The 16019-nt window shown below is 40.4% G+C and carries 15 protein-coding genes; 12 read left to right on the top strand and 3 right to left on the bottom strand.

From position 1 onward, the window contains the following. The first annotated feature begins 481 nt into the window (after positions 1-481). From AC5JL8_RS08300 to AC5JL8_RS08285, 4 genes are all read left to right on the top strand, one after another. Positions 482-3877, top strand: coding sequence for a phycobilisome rod-core linker polypeptide (locus AC5JL8_RS08300; protein ID WP_495879304.1), 3396 nt, complete (start codon positions 482-484; stop codon positions 3875-3877). A 395-nt stretch (positions 3878-4272) separates the two neighbouring features. Beyond that, positions 4273-4758 carry an allophycocyanin subunit alpha gene (gene apcA / locus AC5JL8_RS08295; RefSeq protein ID WP_495879303.1) on the top strand — a complete coding sequence of 162 codons (486 nt, stop codon included), beginning with the start codon at positions 4273-4275 and terminating at the stop codon, positions 4756-4758. A gap of 65 nt (positions 4759-4823) precedes the next feature. Then, entirely contained in the window at positions 4824-5309 is a 486-nt protein-coding gene (gene apcB / locus AC5JL8_RS08290) for an allophycocyanin subunit beta (protein ID WP_495879302.1), read from the top strand. Positions 5310-5534: 225 nt separating this feature from the next. After that, positions 5535-5741: a rod-capping linker protein CpcD domain-containing protein gene (locus AC5JL8_RS08285; protein ID WP_495879301.1), complete on the top strand. Its 207-nt coding sequence runs from the start codon at positions 5535-5537 to the stop codon at positions 5739-5741. 66 nt (positions 5742-5807) lie between these two features. Here the strand turns inward: AC5JL8_RS08285 and AC5JL8_RS08280 are convergent, their stop codons facing one another. Further along, on the bottom strand, positions 5808-5957 hold the full coding sequence (locus AC5JL8_RS08280; protein WP_495879300.1) for a hypothetical protein: 150 nt from the start codon (positions 5955-5957) through the stop codon (positions 5808-5810). Further along, on the bottom strand, positions 5958-6200 hold the full coding sequence (locus AC5JL8_RS08275; protein WP_495879299.1) for a hypothetical protein: 243 nt from the start codon (positions 6198-6200) through the stop codon (positions 5958-5960). A gap of 192 nt (positions 6201-6392) precedes the next feature. Between AC5JL8_RS08275 and AC5JL8_RS08270 the strand changes: the two genes are divergently transcribed. From AC5JL8_RS08270 to AC5JL8_RS08260, 3 genes are all read left to right on the top strand, one after another. Next, positions 6393-6944 (top strand): heme NO-binding domain-containing protein, encoded by a 552-nt coding sequence (locus AC5JL8_RS08270; RefSeq protein WP_495879298.1) that lies wholly within the window; start codon positions 6393-6395, stop codon positions 6942-6944. Between the two features lie 7 nt (positions 6945-6951). Then, the gene (locus tag AC5JL8_RS08265; RefSeq protein ID WP_495879297.1) at positions 6952-8403 is read left to right on the top strand and encodes a sensor histidine kinase; all 1452 of its coding nucleotides are present in this window, start codon (positions 6952-6954) and stop codon (positions 8401-8403) included. Between the two features lie 277 nt (positions 8404-8680). Next, complete coding sequence (locus AC5JL8_RS08260; RefSeq protein WP_495879296.1) at positions 8681-9871, top strand: glycosyltransferase; 1191 nt, start codon at positions 8681-8683, stop codon at positions 9869-9871. On the opposite strand, the gene AC5JL8_RS08255 is transcribed toward AC5JL8_RS08260, so the two are convergent. Then, entirely contained in the window at positions 9832-11064 is a 1233-nt protein-coding gene (locus AC5JL8_RS08255) for a glycosyltransferase family 4 protein (RefSeq protein WP_495879295.1), read from the bottom strand. The genes AC5JL8_RS08260 and AC5JL8_RS08255 overlap by 40 nt on opposite strands. Before the next feature lie 196 nt (positions 11065-11260). Between AC5JL8_RS08255 and AC5JL8_RS08250 the strand changes: the two genes are divergently transcribed. From AC5JL8_RS08250 to AC5JL8_RS08230, 5 genes are all read left to right on the top strand, one after another. Continuing rightward, positions 11261-12163 carry a hypothetical protein gene (locus AC5JL8_RS08250; RefSeq protein ID WP_495879294.1) on the top strand — a complete coding sequence of 301 codons (903 nt, stop codon included), beginning with the start codon at positions 11261-11263 and terminating at the stop codon, positions 12161-12163. Between the two features lie 8 nt (positions 12164-12171). Further along, complete coding sequence (locus tag AC5JL8_RS08245; RefSeq protein WP_495879293.1) at positions 12172-12843, top strand: hypothetical protein; 672 nt, start codon at positions 12172-12174, stop codon at positions 12841-12843. A gap of 2 nt (positions 12844-12845) precedes the next feature. Beyond that, positions 12846-13460 carry an FHA domain-containing protein gene (locus tag AC5JL8_RS08240; RefSeq protein ID WP_495879292.1) on the top strand — a complete coding sequence of 205 codons (615 nt, stop codon included), beginning with the start codon at positions 12846-12848 and terminating at the stop codon, positions 13458-13460. Positions 13461-13523: 63 nt separating this feature from the next. Beyond that, entirely contained in the window at positions 13524-14543 is a 1020-nt protein-coding gene (locus AC5JL8_RS08235) for a glycosyltransferase (RefSeq protein WP_495879291.1), read from the top strand. Positions 14544-14749: 206 nt separating this feature from the next. Next, on the top strand, positions 14750-15952 hold the full coding sequence (locus AC5JL8_RS08230) for an FtsW/RodA/SpoVE family cell cycle protein (RefSeq protein WP_495879290.1): 1203 nt from the start codon (positions 14750-14752) through the stop codon (positions 15950-15952). Positions 15953-16019: the final 67 nt, after the last annotated feature.

Below are 16019 nucleotides of genomic sequence, written 5' to 3'. Positions count from 1 at the left end.
CTTGATTCAGTTTGAAAAAGTTCAATAAAATAATTATAAATAAATCTAAGTATATAATATTAGTCATAATCAAAAAATAGCTATAAATTTGTAACATCATCTCTTTTATAAATTCTCAATTTCTTAAAAAATTTTTTATCAATAGATTGTTGATTTGTCAAAAAAATCTGTATTGAATTTCAAACCAAATATAACCGTATGGGGTTTTGTAACTATACGATACAAAACTTAGTTGTCATCTCAGCTTCTTTGAGATATCGACTCTTTCAAACTGACGCACTAGGGCAACAGGATCTACATACTTCTTAATAAATCAACAGGGAAGCCGCAAAACGTTCTAATCTAAAAGCTGACTGGGTTAATTTACTGGCAGTTTTGAAGGCGGTACTCTTAAGGCATGACTACAACGACCGATGTGTCAAGCCTCAAAGCGACCCAGACTTAACACATAAATAATTATGATGGGAGTTTTACAAATCCGATGAGTGTTAAGGCAAGTGGTGGAAGCTCAGTTGCGCGTCCGCAACTATATCAAACCCTAGCAGTGGCGACAATTTCCCAAGCGGAGCAGCAAGACCGTTTCTTGGGAAGTGGTGAACTGAATGAACTGGCAAGCTATTTTGCATCTGGTGCAAAGCGTCTAGAAATTGCCCAGATGCTCACGGAAAATTCCGAGATTATTGTATCTCGGGCTGCCAACCGGATTTTTGTCGGCGGTTCGCCAATGGCTTTTTTAGAAAAGCCCAGAGAACCAGAATTGGCAATGGCCAGTGCTGGTGGAGATGTTAGAGAAGCGATGAAGCTGGGAACTGTAACCTACGTTGAAAGTCGAGGTGGGTTCTTAGAAAATTTGCGCTCAATCTTTAACAGCTCACCCAGTGGCCCGACTCCTCCAGGCTTTAGACCAATCAATATTGCCCGTTATGGTCCTAGCAATATGGCTAAGAGCTTGCGGGACTTATCTTGGTTTTTACGCTATGCGACTTATGCGATCGTCGCTGGTGACCCCAATATCATCGCTGTGAATACACGTGGTTTGCGGGAAATTATTGAAAATGCCTGCTCTGGTGAAGCTACGCTTGTAGCTTTACAGGAAATCAAAGCAGCGTCACTTTCTTATTTTCGCCAGGATACTGAGGCTACAGATATTGTGTCTCAGTATATGGATGTGTTGTTGACAGAATTCCAAGCACCAACACCTTCAAGCAAACTACGCCAACGTCCTTCTGGTGACCAGCAAGGGTTGCAACTGCCCCAAATTTACTTTGTTTCGGCAGAACGGCGTCCCAAGTATGTGATGAAGCCTGGATTATCATCCAGTGAAAAAAATGAAGTAATTAAAGCCGCATATCGGCAAATCTTTGAGCGCGACATTACCCGTGCTTACAGCTTGTCGATATCTGACCTCGAATCCAAGGTGAAAAACGGCGACATCTCAGTTAAAGAGTTTGTTCGTCGTCTAGCCAAATCTCCCCTATACCAAAAACAGTTTTACCAGCCTTTTATTAACAGCCGAGTGATTGAACTGGCTTTCCGTCACATTTTGGGACGGGGGCCAAGTAGCCGCGAAGAAGTACAAAAGTACTTTGCAATTGTTTCTAATGGTGGTCTGCCAGCTTTAGTTGATGCCTTAGTAGATTCTGAAGAATACAGTGACTACTTTGGTGAAGAAACAGTACCCTACCTTCGGGGGCTGGGTCAAGAAGCACAAGAATGCCGTAACTGGGGGCCACAACAAGACCTACTGAATTACAGTGCGCCTTTCCGCAAAGTACCTCAGTTTATTACCACATTCGCTGCTTATGATCGCCCACTACCAGATCAGCATCCCTACGGTTCTGGTAACGATCCGTTGGAAATTCAATTTGGGGCGATTTTCCCGAAAGAAACCCGCAACCCCAGCAGCAGTCCGGCTCCTTTTGGTAAAGATACTAAGCGCATCCTGATTCACCAAGGGCCTGGTATTAATAACCAAAATAGCAATCCCCAAGCAAGGGGCGAGTTTCCTGGTAGCCTTGGGCCCAAGGTGTTCCGGTTGGATCAACTTCCCGGCACTATTGGCAAAAAAGCTGCCAAAGGTGCAAGCGTGAAGTTCTCTGAAAGCTCCACACAAGCAGTAATTAAAGCTACTTACCTGCAAGTTTTCGGTCGTGATGTCTACGAAGGCCAGCGCCTGAAAGTGCAAGAAATTAAGCTGGAAAACGGCGAAATTTCTGTACGGGAGTTTGTCCGTGCTTTGGCTAAGTCGGATTTATTCCGTAAGCTGTACTGGACATCGCTGTATGTTTGTAAAGCGATCGAATATATCCACCGTCGCTTGTTAGGTCGTCCAACTTACGGTCGTCAAGAAAATAATAAATATTTTGACATTGCCTCCAAAAAAGGCTTTTATGCCGTAGTTGACGCGATTATTGACAGTCCAGAATACAGTGAAGCATTTGGTGAAGATACAGTTCCTTACGAACGGTATCTGACTCCTAGTGGTGTGGCGTTGCGACAACTGCGGGTTGGCAGTATTCGTGAAGATGTCAGCGCGAAAGTCCAGAAGCAAGAGACACCGCGCTTTGTGGAACTGGGTACAGTTAAAGAAAGCCGGACGGAACCAGATATTCAGTTCCGTATCAACCAAGGTGTTACCAAGCAACGCGAACAAACAAAAATCTTCAAGCAGGTAGCAGCTATCAATGATAAAGTTGCTGTGCAAACTTTGATCAGCGCTGCCTATCGCCAGATTTTTGAGCGCGATATTGCACCCTACATTGCTCAAAACGAATTTACAGCGTTAGAAAGCAAATTGGGGAATGGTGAAATCACTGTTAAAGAATTTATTGAAAGTTTGGGTTACTCGAACCTCTACCTCAAAGAGTTCTACACACCTTATCCCAACACCAAGGTCATTGAACTAGGAACGAAACACTTCCTGGGACGCGCACCCATAGATCAGGCAGAAATCCGCAAGTACAACCAGATTCTAGCTACTCAAGGTATTCGTGCCTTTATTGGGACTTTGGTAAATAGTGCGGAATACGGCCAAGTGTTTGGTGAAGATACAGTACCTTACCGTCGCTTCCCGACCCTACCTGCAGCGAATTTCCCGAATACGCAAAAGCTGTATAACCAGCTGACTAAGCAAAATGATGATGTGGTTATACCTAGCTTTAAGCCAGTACAATCCCGCATGGAGTCTAGTAAGACACCAATTTTAGCGAAGGCGATCGCAGACTTGGCAGCACAAGCCAAGCAAATCGACAAGACCAAGCCCTTGTTCATTGAACTGGGTCGTTCCTTCAACGACGGTCGCGGACAGTCGGTGGAAGTAGGTGTAGGTACAAGCCGCCGCAAGCCAGCCCGGATTTACCGCTTGACTGATGGTACAAACCAACCAGAAAGGCAACTGGTAATCAATGCTATCTACGCTCAGGTTTTAGACATATTTAGTGGTCAAATCCCTGATTACTTCCGTCGTACTGAACTAGATAGCAAACTACGGAACGGGGAAATTTCCGTCCGCGAGTTTGTCCGTGAGCTAGCCAGTTCGGAAATCTATCGCAAACGCTTCTATACGCCTTATCCCAACACCAAGGTGATTGAATTCCTATTCCGCCACCTGTTGGGGCGTGCACCGGCAACTCAAGGCGAAATTCGCGCCTACAACAAGTTGCTGGCTGATGGTGGTTTAAGAGCCGCTGTAGAGGCAATTGTAGATAGCCCAGAGTATGCCCGTTACTTTGGTGAAGATGTAGTGCCTTACCAGCGCTTCCCATCCCTGCCAGCAGGCAACTACCTCGGCAGTGTACAAGCAGCCGCTGACTTGGTGAAACAATCATGGTCTAGTCTGTCTCCCTCTGTACTAACAGGACGGTCTAGCGATCGCTAAGGTGCTACGCATAAGAGATAGGGATTAGGGCTAAGGATTAGGGATTAGGGAAGAGTCTTCCTAGTCCCCAATACCCAGCCCTAATAACCTTTTTTACCTTTCGTAACACAGTTTTCAGATTGCAGAAATAACGTAAATCTGAAAAGGAATATTACAAACTGTTAAGAGCAGTCATAAATGCTCAACATAATGCCGGAAAATATTCTCCTGAAGGTAGCTGAGTTTTAAAAGCTTTTGTACTAGAGATAGACTCAAGCATTTCGTAATTCATTAACTATGACAATTTGTCAAGTGTTGTTTGATGAAAAACGAAAAAACCAAGTTACTCTCAAACCAATTAAAGTCGCACCAGTTTAATTAAATTCTGGTTTCATTAGTACTGGAGGAATCCATTAATGAGTATCGTCACGAAGTCCATCGTGAATGCTGATGCAGAAGCCCGCTACCTTAGCCCTGGTGAGCTGGATCGGATCAAGAGCTTTGTTAGCAGTGGTGAGCGCCGCCTGCGGATTGCTCAAGTTTTAACAGACAACCGCGAGCGTCTTGTTAAGCAAGCTGGTGAGCAACTGTTCCAAAAGCGTCCTGATGTTGTTTCTCCTGGTGGCAATGCTTACGGTCAAGAATTGACCGCTACTTGCCTGCGCGACTTGGATTACTATCTACGTCTGGTTACCTACGGAATCGTTGCAGGTGACGTTACCCCCATCGAAGAAATTGGTGTTGTGGGTGTTCGCGAAATGTACAAGTCCTTGGGTACACCTATCGAAGGTGTTGCTGAAGGTGTACGTGGACTGAAGAATGTTGCTGCTTCTTTGCTATCTTCTGAAGACGCTGCTGAAGCTAGCTCTTACTTCGACTACGTTGTCGGTGCCCTATCGTAGGGTGAAACTGTTTCTCTACTGAAACAGAAGTATTGCAATACGGTTGGAAATAAGGAATTAACAACATGCAAGACGCAATTACCGCTGTCATTAACTCTTCGGACGTTCAAGGTAAATACCTTGATACTGCTGCTCTAGAAAAGCTAAAAGGCTATTTTTCAACTGGTGACCTGCGGGTACGTGCTGCTAGCACCATCAGTGCCAACGCTGCTGCGATCGTTAAAGAAGCTGTAGCAAAAGCTCTATTGTACTCTGACATCACCCGTCCCGGCGGCAACATGTACACCACTCGCCGCTATGCTGCTTGCATCCGCGATTTGGACTACTACCTCCGCTATGCTACCTATGCTATGTTAGCTGGCGATCCTTCCATCCTGGATGAGCGCGTACTGAATGGCTTGAAGGAAACCTACAACTCCTTGGGCGTTCCCGTAGGTGCTACCGTGCAAGCTATCCAAGCAATCAAGGAAGTAACCGCCAGCTTGGTAGGTTCTGATGCCGGTAAAGAAATGGGCGTTTACTTAGACTATATCTCCTCTGGCTTGAGCTAAAAGCTAGTTTGCACTTAATAATTTAGGTGCAGCTTTATTAAGGTCTGGAAATCAATCGTGAGTGCTAGAACGTTTATTGCTTATGCTGTTGAAGAGAATAGTGATGAGTGATATTGGTCTAGTATTGATGCTTGATTTCCAGCCTTGGATTGAATAATTTAAAGATTTGCACTCAAGATTTTGAGATAAAAAAGTTTTCATCATCACTACAGGAGATTACAAAGCATGGCCCGGTTATTTAAAGTTACTGCTTGTGTTCCCAGCCAAACCAGAATTCGTACCCAACGCGAACTACAAAATACTTATTTCACAAAATTAGTTCCCTATGAAAACTGGTTCCGGGAACAACAACGCATTATGAAAATGGGCGGAAAAATCGTTAAGGTTGAACTGGCAACTGGTAAGCAAGGTACTAATACTGGGTTGCTGTAATTGCTATAAACAGAAGATTATTATAGGGAGTTGTAAAGAGGTCGAAGAAGACCTCTTTTTTGTTGCTTATAGAGTTTGACTTGCTGATGTCACCCTACAAGGTACGCCTAAACAAACTAAGCCTGCGATCGCAGGCTTATCTGAAGCGTATTGGCTTATCAATTCTAGTATGGGTAGGTTAACACTAACAGCCAATAAATATCGTCTTGCTGACATCTAGATTCCATCAAACATCTTTACAAGGCAACAGCGCTTAGTATAAAGCGCAACATAATTACTAGTATTCTGTATAGGACTAGCCTGCTCAACAGTTTTATCAAAAACGATTAGCGTCTCCTTACCAACCTTTAGCCAGTCTTCATAGGGCACGCTCATATCGCCTTCAACACCGCCAATATACTTCCTTGCCAGATCATAAACATAGCAAACTTGAAATCGTAAAAATGCGGTTGCAATCATGCTAGTTTGCAGTATTACAATAGCAGCAGTCCTGTCCTGGTTTTCCCTGAACTCACCTTGTATACCAGAAGACAGGATTTAAGGTTTGACTCAAGCAAAGTTTTACATTTAAATAACCACTGTTCGGCATGAGTTTGTCAAGCTTTGATTAAATTTATTCAGTAAACCTTGGCGTATCAAGAGGAAACTTTTATGTATGGATTAGTAAACAAAGCGATTCAAGATATGGTTTGCACTCGCTTTGGTAAGGATACTTGGCAAGAAATTAAGCTTAAAGCTGAAATAGAAGTAGATGTTTTCATCAGCATGGAAGGCTATCCTGACGATATGACTCACAGGTTAGTGAAAGCTGCTAGTGTTGTTCTCGGTTTATCTCCTTCAGAAATCATGCAAGCCTTTGGAGAATTTTGGGTTCAGTATACATCTGAAGAAGGCTATGGCGAAATGATGGATATGAGTGGGGATACACTACCTGAATTTTTAGAAAATCTTGACAATCTTCATGCTCGTGTAGGAATTAGCTTTCCTAAGCTGAGTCCGCCATCATTTGAGTGTACTGAAATGGAAGAGAATTCTCTGAGCTTACACTATCGTTCCACCAGAGATGGGCTTGGTTCAATGGTTATTGGTCTAGTTAAAGGATTAGGAAAAAGGTTTGATACAGAAGTTGATATTCTACAAACTCAGAATCGGGATGAGGGTGCTGAACATGATGAATTTTTAGTTAAATATAAGCCTAATTGAATGCAGTATGCTTCCTCCTTACCTGAGCCTTTCACCAGAATTGTTTGCAAAAGCTTTCCCATTTCACTTTGTATTTAATAAAAATTGCGAAATTTTACAAGTCGGTAGCGTACTAGAGCGTATTAGCCCTAAGCAGCTAGTTGGTAGCCAAATTGAACAACATTTTCATATTAATCGTCCCAAAATTCAAGCTGATTTTGATGCTATTAATAAGAATTCCCGCTCTTTTTTCATATTAGAGTTTCTGCACAATAAAATGCAGATGAAGGGTCAAATGATGTATCAACAAGAGCAGGAAATCATGTTTTTCTTGGGTTCTCCCTGGATTACTGACACGGCTAACCTTGCTCCTTTTGGAATAAAACTAAAAGACTTTGCTATTCACGATCCAATTGTTGATTTTCTTTTTCTACTAGAAGCTCAGAATGCTGCTTTGGCTGATACTCAAAAGTTAACGGTAGAACTGACTCAGCAGAAGGCACAACTACAAATTGCTGTTCAAATCAAAGAGAATTTAGCTGACATTGCTGAGGCGCAGGCGAAAAAATTAGAAAATTCTTTAAGAGAACTACAGCAAACCCAATCCCAATTAGTTCAGGCTGAGAAGATGTCAAGTTTAGGACTGTTGGTTGCCGGAGTAGCTCATGAGATTAATAATCCAATCAACTTTATCTATGGTAATTTAAATTATGCTCAAGAATACACTGAATATTTAATAAAGCTTTTACAGCTTTATAAACAAATTTATGTCGAACCTGCACCAGCAATTAAAGATTATCTTGAAGAACTTGATTTCAATTATTTAGTTGAGGATTTACCTAAAATATTAAAGTCAATGAAGGTAGGTGCAGAGCGGATCACTGAAATTGTACTTTCTTTACGAAACTTCTCTCGACTTGATGAAGCTGGGCTGAAAAAGGTTAATATTCACGAAGGGCTTGATAGTACTCTGTTAATTTTACAAAATCGCTTAAAAGAAACTCTTAATAGACCCAAGATTGAAGTTATTAAAAACTATGGTAACTTACCTTTGATAAATTGCTATGCTGGGCAGCTAAATCAAGTATTTATGAATATTATCAGTAATGCGATTGATGTGTTCGATATTTACGATAGTAAAAGTGCTAGATCAGAAATTAAAGCTAAACCTTGTCAAATTACAATTACTACAGAATGTATAAAGACAAATTATATTACTATAAGAATTGCTGACAATGGCCCAGGAATGGCGGAATCAGTTAAGAAAAAGCTGTTTGATCCATTTTTCACAACTAAGCCTGTAGGAAAAGGTACGGGTTTGGGATTATCAATCAGCTATCAGATTGTGGTTGAAAAACACAGGGGAAAACTTAGCTGTATCTCGGAACCCGATAAAGGATCTGAATTCTGGATTGAAATTCCTTTATCAATAAACAGTCAGCTAGTAGATGATGCGGGCTTAGTAAGCCGTATTAAATGAATAATTTAATCAATAAAACTTTATTAAAAATATTTAAACTATTTATTAATTTTTGTAGTTGCTTAGTAACATCTGCAATTTTAAATTACGAATTTAATTAAAGTGGAATAGTTGTATACAGCAATAACCAAGTTTTTTACAATTTTTTTACTTAGCTGTTCATAACTACCATTTAAAAATATACGGTTAAATTTTTTGTTTACCAAAAAAAGCTGCAATAGTCTAAATTTTATATTTCATTCTCAGGCTGCTGTCTAGAAAGCAGCTTTACCATTTTATGAAACGTCTTCTTTTCATTACAGAACGATTTGCACCAGATTTAGGGGGCTTGGCTAGTAGTGCAACACGTCTGGTGACAACACTCTCTCAATTAGGTATAGCAATTGATGTTGTCACCTGGAGTCGTTATTTACAACCAGGTGAAGTATTGCCACCAGAAACTTTAGAACAAAATGTTTGCATCTATCGTATAGGGTTATATCGTCATTGGGATATGACGATGCCTCATACCCTAAATGTTCTCGACTGGTTACACCCGTCTCATGCTTATGATGCTGTGTGGGGCCATTACTTGTTTCCAAGTGGTTTTTTGGCTACTTGGTTTGCTGGACTTAAGGGATTAGCCAGCACAGTTAGTGCCCGTGGTAATGATATTGATCGCGAAATGTTTCCGCCAGGAGATTTTGCCCGCCTGCAATGGACACTGCAACATACCAAGGTAGTCACTGCTGTAAGTGCTGATATGTCTCGCAAAATTCAACTACTTAGTGGACGGAATGATGTATTGGTACTGAAAAATGCGGTTGATACAGAAATATTTTCTCTTTCTCTACAGGCTACAAGCTTGGGTTTAGACAAGCAAAACCCACCTGCAACTAGAGAGGCTTTAGGAATTGCGCCTGATGAAGTAGTACTAGGATTTTGTGGAGAATTAAGAGAAAAGAAAGGGCAAAAGTTTCTGCTAAATGCTTTGACAACAGTTCGTCAAGTGCGTCCTGCTTGTCTGTTGATTATTGGTGAGGTAAGGACTTCCCAGGAATCTATATTACATTTGTATAAAACTCACGAACCAGAAAATGCCCAGCGAATTGTAATTACTGGACATTTACCTAATCCTAAAATGGTTGCTGAATATCTGCGACTGTGCGATGTTTACCTTCAGCCTTCACTATGGGAAGGAATGCCAAATGCACTATTAGAGGCTATGGCTTGTGGCTGTTGCTGTATCGCCAGTGATGCGGGGGGTATTGCTGAGGTGATTGTACATGGCCAAAATGGCTTTTTGCTACCTCGTTCGCATCTGCACAAGCTGGGTGAGGCGGTGCTGGAATGTTTGGCAATACCCCTAGAGGAGAAACATCAAATTACGCAAGCTGCACGCGATCGCATTTTAACTGAATATTCCATAGCTCAGGAAAAACTACAACTTCAAACTTTAATCGACCGCTTAATTCCCAATTCTGCATAAGCAGCAATTAAAGCTTCGCCAGCACGTTGCCAAGTGTAACACTCCTCAATCCGTTGGCGAGCATTTACCGCTATTTGGGTTGCTAATTCTGGATTGTTTTGCAACTGTAACACAGCATCTCTGATTGCCTTTGCTGAACCTGATTTGACTAATAAAAAATGTCTTCCATCTTCTCCTAATTCTCTTACCACGGGCAAATCGCTAGCAATCACAGGTTTTCCCGTTGCCATTCCTTCTAAAATCTTTAGAGGACAGCAACCTTGAATTAAGTTGCGATCGTTAGGCGTTAGCGGGGCCAAAATTATATCTGAAGCATGGATATGTTCAACCAATTGTGTTTGCGACATTGGTTCTAAAATAGTTAACTCATCTGTTACTCCCAACTTTAATGCCAGTTGGTTGAGTTTTTTAACCTGGTAGTCTCTAGCTTGCCCTATCACTGTTAAACAAGCAGGTAAATCTCGGCTTACTAAGGCCAAGGCCTCAATTGCGAGATTTACACCTTGCCAAGATGAAAGTGTACCAAAATATAATATTCTTAGCTTCCTTTTAGGGCTGGGAAAGTTGCCATCCCTCCATGAAGAATGGTGGAAATTTGCAGAATTTAAATTATAGGTAAATACATTTAAATCTACACCATTGGGAATTACACGAATTTTTGTTGCAGGTATACCTCTAGCTTGCAAATATTCGTTAGTAACATTACTGGGCGTGATAATTAAATCGGCTGCTTCTAAACAAATTTGTTCTTGGGATTGCAATTTATGTAGCAGTTCTTGATCATCGGCAACATCAGGATAGCGATATTTTAATTCTATTGAAGGTAGACCGTTTACTTCAAAGATTAAGCGATCGCAGTATTGCTGTTTATTGAGTGCGATCGCAAAGCCTTCGTAAATCGAACGAATATGGATTACCTCAAATCTCTGCCGTTGCAACCATGATTTTAAAACCCGACGAAAATATAAAATTCTTTGAATCAAGTTATCACCGATAGCTGGCAAAGCTGTTTGCATAACTTGCGGATAAATCTCATAATAATCTATACTTGCCGCTGTTGGAGAAACTGTTACTAACTGGACATCACCAAAAGCTGCCCCTAAAGCAACAGAAAAAGCCGCAATATGAATTGCTGCGCCCTTCGGTGCGGGAACCGTATCAAAGGCGATGTAAGCTATTTTTGATTTATTCATCAATGTCTATAAATTCCGTTGACACTTAATTTTGTGTTTGATATACTGGCGGCAAATTTATATATGTTTTAGCTAATATATTTTTTTTATAGCTTAATTCTCAAATAACTTAAATAAAGTTAATAAAATTGCATATAGTGGGAAACTCTAACCAAATAAATATCTGGTTAAATTGCAATTATGAGGTTTTGATAAAATGCCTATTGAATTAAAACAATTTCGAGAAAATTTAATTTATGCAACGAAAGCAAAAACTGCCATTGTAATGGCTGATTTGCAAGAATTAGCAGCACTGGATAATTTTGCAGAACTACAACAAAACAAATTTAACAAATTAGCGCTTTATTATTTTTTGGCAGTAGTTGCTGTAATTATACTATTTGTGATTGTATCTACCTTCCAAGTTGATGCTGGAGGATTAGCCTTAGTAAAAATTGTGCTATTTTTGACTGGTAATGGTTTGGCGATCGCTTGTATTTATAACTTAGTAAAAAGCTCAAAATTCAGCAATCTGAATATTAGTAATTATCGCTATGAGCTAACAAATAGAGTTTTGCAGATGTTATCGAGAGATATGGAGGAAGATAAAGAAATTGAACTAAAACTATCTTTTAAACCTATTGTTATCCCAGAAAATAAAATAGAAACTATAGCTCATCCATATAAAGAAAACTGGAAGATAGATAAACATCAGCATGAATGGTTGCAACTTAAAGGACAGTTTTTAGATAAAACTCGCTTTGCCTTAAGTGCTACTGAACTATCTAAAACCCAATACGGTTGGAAACGTAGCAGAAGTGGCAAGAGTAAGTATAAATCAAAAACAAATTCTGTAGGATTAGATGTAGTTTTAACATTAAACTATCCCCAGCGCCGTTATGGAGCAGTTAAAGTTTTACAAAATGAAGTTACTGATGCAGTCAAACTTCCTAAATTATCTTATATGAAAGGGTTGAAAGTGACAGAAAAGGCAATACATATGGCTGTCAGAATTGCTCCACAAGTGGCAACTAATCAAGAAGAGATATATCAAACAATTACTATGATGTTTTTGAGCCTGTATCAAGTGTTAAATCTAGCAAAAATATTGGCTAAGTAATTAGTAAGATGAAAATAATTTTCCAAACTTTACTGTCATTTGTTTTAACTGCTTTGATTTCTAGCTGTGTTAGTGGTAATAAACCTGTAAACGATGCATCTACTCAAAGCATTCCACAAACAGCACCGATTACCACTAATGTTGCAGCGACTTCTGCTAAAATTCAGTTTAAAACTGAGGGAGGTTCTGAATTATTTGCCCTTAAACAAGAAGCAGATGGAGCTAAATTAGTAGATGGCAATAACCAAGAACTAGCAAGAATCAAAGCAGATAAATCAGGAAAAATTAAAATTAAAAATGCCTCAGAAAAAGTTTTGGGTTATGTAGTAAATCAACAAGGTCATTGGAAGCTGAAGAACCCAGAGCAAACTCAAGATTTATATATTCTCAGACGACAGAATGATAGCGATTATAAGTTAGAAGATGCGTCTAAAAAAGAAATTTATCGAATTAAAGTGGGCAAAAATGGTGTTGACATTATAACTCCAGATAATAGCTTAGTTTATCAAGTAAAAGTTAAGAATGGTAAAACATCTTTAAGAAAAGCTTCAGATAAAACAATTTTTTATACTAAATCTGGTTTGTCAAATATTGCATTTGCTTGCTTTGGATTTGATGTTCTTACCCGCGAACAACAAGCGGCTCTAGCTTATGCTGTAAATTTAACAGAAGGAAAATAACTTTGCAGATTCAGCTAACTTGGATAGACCCCAATACAGAAGAACGTCGAGAACCGTTACTAGAAACTCCCGTAGCAATTGGACGGCAATTTCAAATAATGCCACAACAATATAATGAGCAAAGAGTTTCTAGATTAGTCATTGAAGATGACTTGGTTGCAGATTACCATGTTTTGATTGACTGGCAAAATCAAGAATTAATTATTACCGACCAAGATACTAATAGTGGCATTAAGATTAATGACGTACAGGTGAAGACTGGTAGCCTCAGAGATGGCGATCGCATCACAATTGGTGCTTGTGAAATTGTAGTAAACTTTGCGGCACAAACGACATGGGAGTGCGATCGCCAAGTGGGTTTTCTTTTCAAACGGCGTTGTGGACGTACTGATAGGACAGGCTGTCCTCACTGCAATGATTCATACGAAAATGACTATGCCTATTACTCTGAATATGGTTATTATCGGTCTGGAGCTTGGGGTAGCGATTATTATGATAACCGTGATGCGTACTCCTATGACCCCCAAACTGGCAACGTAGAATTTACAGAAGCCGATTCTGTGAGTTTAGAAAATGAGAGATATGATGATTTTGAAAGTAATATGGGTGCAAGTTAAATAATTCAAAATTCAAATAACAATATAATTTCTTAATTTTAATTGGAGAGAAGCAACCGAATCTTGAGTAAGACTTGGTTAATTTACGCCTTGGGTGGCGGTTGGGGACATCTGAATCGTGCTTTATCCTTGGGGAGAATTGCTGCGACTCAAAGAAAAGTAAAGATTATTACCAATAGCCCTTATGCACAACATATAGATGATGAGGGTTGCTTAGTGCAGCGCATTCCTCATAATGCAGGTTTTTCGGAAGCTTGTTTGCGAGTACGAGAACTTTTATCCTGTACTTGTTACGATCGCTTAATTATCGATACTTTCCCCAGAGGCTTAGGGGGTGAGTTAGCAGATGTCTTACCCAATTTGCATCACATCCCGCGGATTTTAATTCATCGGGATATTAACCCACGCTATGTTGCAGCCAAGAAATTAGAGTCTTTTGTCATAGAAAACTTTGATAAGGTAATTGTACCTGGAGAGGGGAAAGATTTACCTTTTTGTGCATTACCTAACGTGCAGCATACAGCACCTTGGTTGATTCGCAACTCTTGGGAGTTACCAGATAGAATCACTACGCGATCGCATATCCTAAAAGTTGACAAATCTATAAAAACTATCCTTGTTTGTGCATCTGGGCAAACATCAGAGTTAGCTTTATTTGGGCAATTAGCGCTGCAACTACATCAAAATTTTCCTGAATGTGCAGTCAGAATTTTAGCTGCAACTTGCCCAACAGAATGCCCAGAGGGTTTATGCGTGTCTCATCATCCAGGTATTGAATGTGTAGCAGCAGCTGATGTCGTCATTGGCGGAGCAGGTTACAACACAGTTTACGAATGTGCCGCTGTCGGTGTACCCTTAGTAGCATTAGCTTTGGAGCGACTATACGATCGCCAAAAAAAAAGAGCTTGCAAGGTTGAATGGGTAGGTGATATCGAAGATGCAATATCTGACAACCAACTGCTACGCATCTACACAACCGTTAAGACACTCTTAGAACAAGTAGAACCAGAAACAAAGCTGTCTGTGCCATCTTATATTAACGGTGCTATAGAAGCAGTGCATCAGATTGAGCAAACTCGATAGCTAAAAAGTCTTCGAGATTGGTAATCATAACTATAGGACTCCTATTCAATTTTTGAAAAAAATTTCGTACACTCCTCTGTTCCTTATTCCCTGCCTACGCAGATAAATTCAAGAAACAAAGCGGACTTGTATATTACATAAACTTATAACTGAACTATTTTCCATTCCCGAATCTAAAATCTTAAAATATCATACCTGTACTCATCGTGAATCTACGCCGTCTGATTCCAATTTTTGATAGTTCTGTCTCCAGCTGGGCTTTAGAGGCGCGGCTGTTGCGTTGGTTGACATTTACTTGGCTATTTGTCGGTTTGATTATCCTGTTTTCAGCATCTTATGTTGTTGCTGATGCTCGTCATGATGATGGGCTGTATTACTTTAAGCGTCAAGTCCTTTGGGTAATAGCTTCCTTAATTGGATTCAACTTTATCGTCAATACGCCCTTAAAGAAAATTTTGGGGGTATCTCACTGGTTTTTCTTTGTATTTTTAACTCTAATTTTCGTCACCCTAGTTCCAGGATTGGGAAAGAAAGCTTTTGACGCAGCACGCTGGATAGCTATCGGGCCAGTCCCAATTCAACCCTCAGAATTAATTAAACCCTTTTTAGTACTACAAAGTGCGCGACTATTTGGGCAATGGGATAAACTAAGTTGGCGGGTTCGCTTCACTTGGCTAGGAATTTTCTGTCTTGTACTGCTAGGAATTATTGCCCAGCCTAACTTGAGTACAACAGCATTGTGCGGTACAACTATTTGGCTGATAGCTCTAGCAGCTGGGTTACCTTACAAGTACTTAGGAGGAACGGCAATTGGTGGAGTAATGTTAGCCCTACTCAGTATTAGCATCAAAGAGTATCAGCGCAAGCGGGTGATGTCCTTCCTCAACCCTTGGGCTGATGCTACAGGAGATGGGTATCAGTTAGTGCAGAGTTTGCTAGCAGTCGGTTCTGGGGGAATTTGGGGTTCTGGGTATGGACTTTCCCAACAAAAATTATTTTATCTACCAATTCAGGACACCGATTTTATTTTTGCAGTGTTCGCCGAAGAATTTGGCTTTGTTGGCAGTATAGTGCTGTTGGTATTATTAGCGTTATTCGCCACTCTCGGATTAATCGTAGCACTCAAGGCTAAAAGTCCAGTGTATCGACTCGTAGCGATTGGTGTAACCATAGTGATGGTAGGGCAATCATTACTTCATATTGCTGTGGCTACAGGTGCTATGCCAACTACTGGCTTACCTTTACCTATGTTTAGTTATGGTGGGAATTCGATGATTTCAAGTTTAGTAGCAGCTGGGTTGCTGATTAGGGTAGCACGGGAGAGTAGCGAAGCAGAAATAGTACCGTTGCGATCGCCTGAACCTCAAAATCAACGTCAGCGCCGGACTTTCCATAGAACCAAAGTTTAATTTTGACTGGAACCAACACTACTGCTACCACGTCGGTTCAATCAACACTATTAGCATGGCTGCCAAT

The sequence above is a fragment of the Mojavia sp. genome (genome assembly GCF_059505145.1).
Note: the sequence above shows the minus strand (reverse complement) of the source record. Positions and strands in the feature narration are given on the sequence as shown.

Excerpts from the sequence above, each read along its gene's own strand:
- AC5JL8_RS08300 (WP_495879304.1), top strand. The coding sequence starts at position 482 with ATGAGTGTTAAGGCAAGTGGTGGAAGCTCAGTTGCGCGTCCGCAACTA.
- apcA (WP_495879303.1), top strand. The coding sequence starts at position 4,273 with ATGAGTATCGTCACGAAGTCCATCGTGAATGCTGATGCAGAAGCCCGC.
- apcB (WP_495879302.1), top strand. The coding sequence starts at position 4,824 with ATGCAAGACGCAATTACCGCTGTCATTAACTCTTCGGACGTTCAAGGT.
- AC5JL8_RS08285 (WP_495879301.1), top strand. The coding sequence starts at position 5,535 with ATGGCCCGGTTATTTAAAGTTACTGCTTGTGTTCCCAGCCAAACCAGA.
- AC5JL8_RS08280 (WP_495879300.1), bottom strand. The coding sequence starts at position 5,957 with ATGTCAGCAAGACGATATTTATTGGCTGTTAGTGTTAACCTACCCATA.
- AC5JL8_RS08275 (WP_495879299.1), bottom strand. The coding sequence starts at position 6,200 with ATGATTGCAACCGCATTTTTACGATTTCAAGTTTGCTATGTTTATGAT.
- AC5JL8_RS08270 (WP_495879298.1), top strand. The coding sequence starts at position 6,393 with ATGTATGGATTAGTAAACAAAGCGATTCAAGATATGGTTTGCACTCGC.
- AC5JL8_RS08265 (WP_495879297.1), top strand. The coding sequence starts at position 6,952 with ATGCTTCCTCCTTACCTGAGCCTTTCACCAGAATTGTTTGCAAAAGCT.
- AC5JL8_RS08260 (WP_495879296.1), top strand. The coding sequence starts at position 8,681 with ATGAAACGTCTTCTTTTCATTACAGAACGATTTGCACCAGATTTAGGG.
- AC5JL8_RS08255 (WP_495879295.1), bottom strand. The coding sequence starts at position 11,064 with ATGAATAAATCAAAAATAGCTTACATCGCCTTTGATACGGTTCCCGCA.
- AC5JL8_RS08250 (WP_495879294.1), top strand. The coding sequence starts at position 11,261 with ATGCCTATTGAATTAAAACAATTTCGAGAAAATTTAATTTATGCAACG.
- AC5JL8_RS08245 (WP_495879293.1), top strand. The coding sequence starts at position 12,172 with ATGAAAATAATTTTCCAAACTTTACTGTCATTTGTTTTAACTGCTTTG.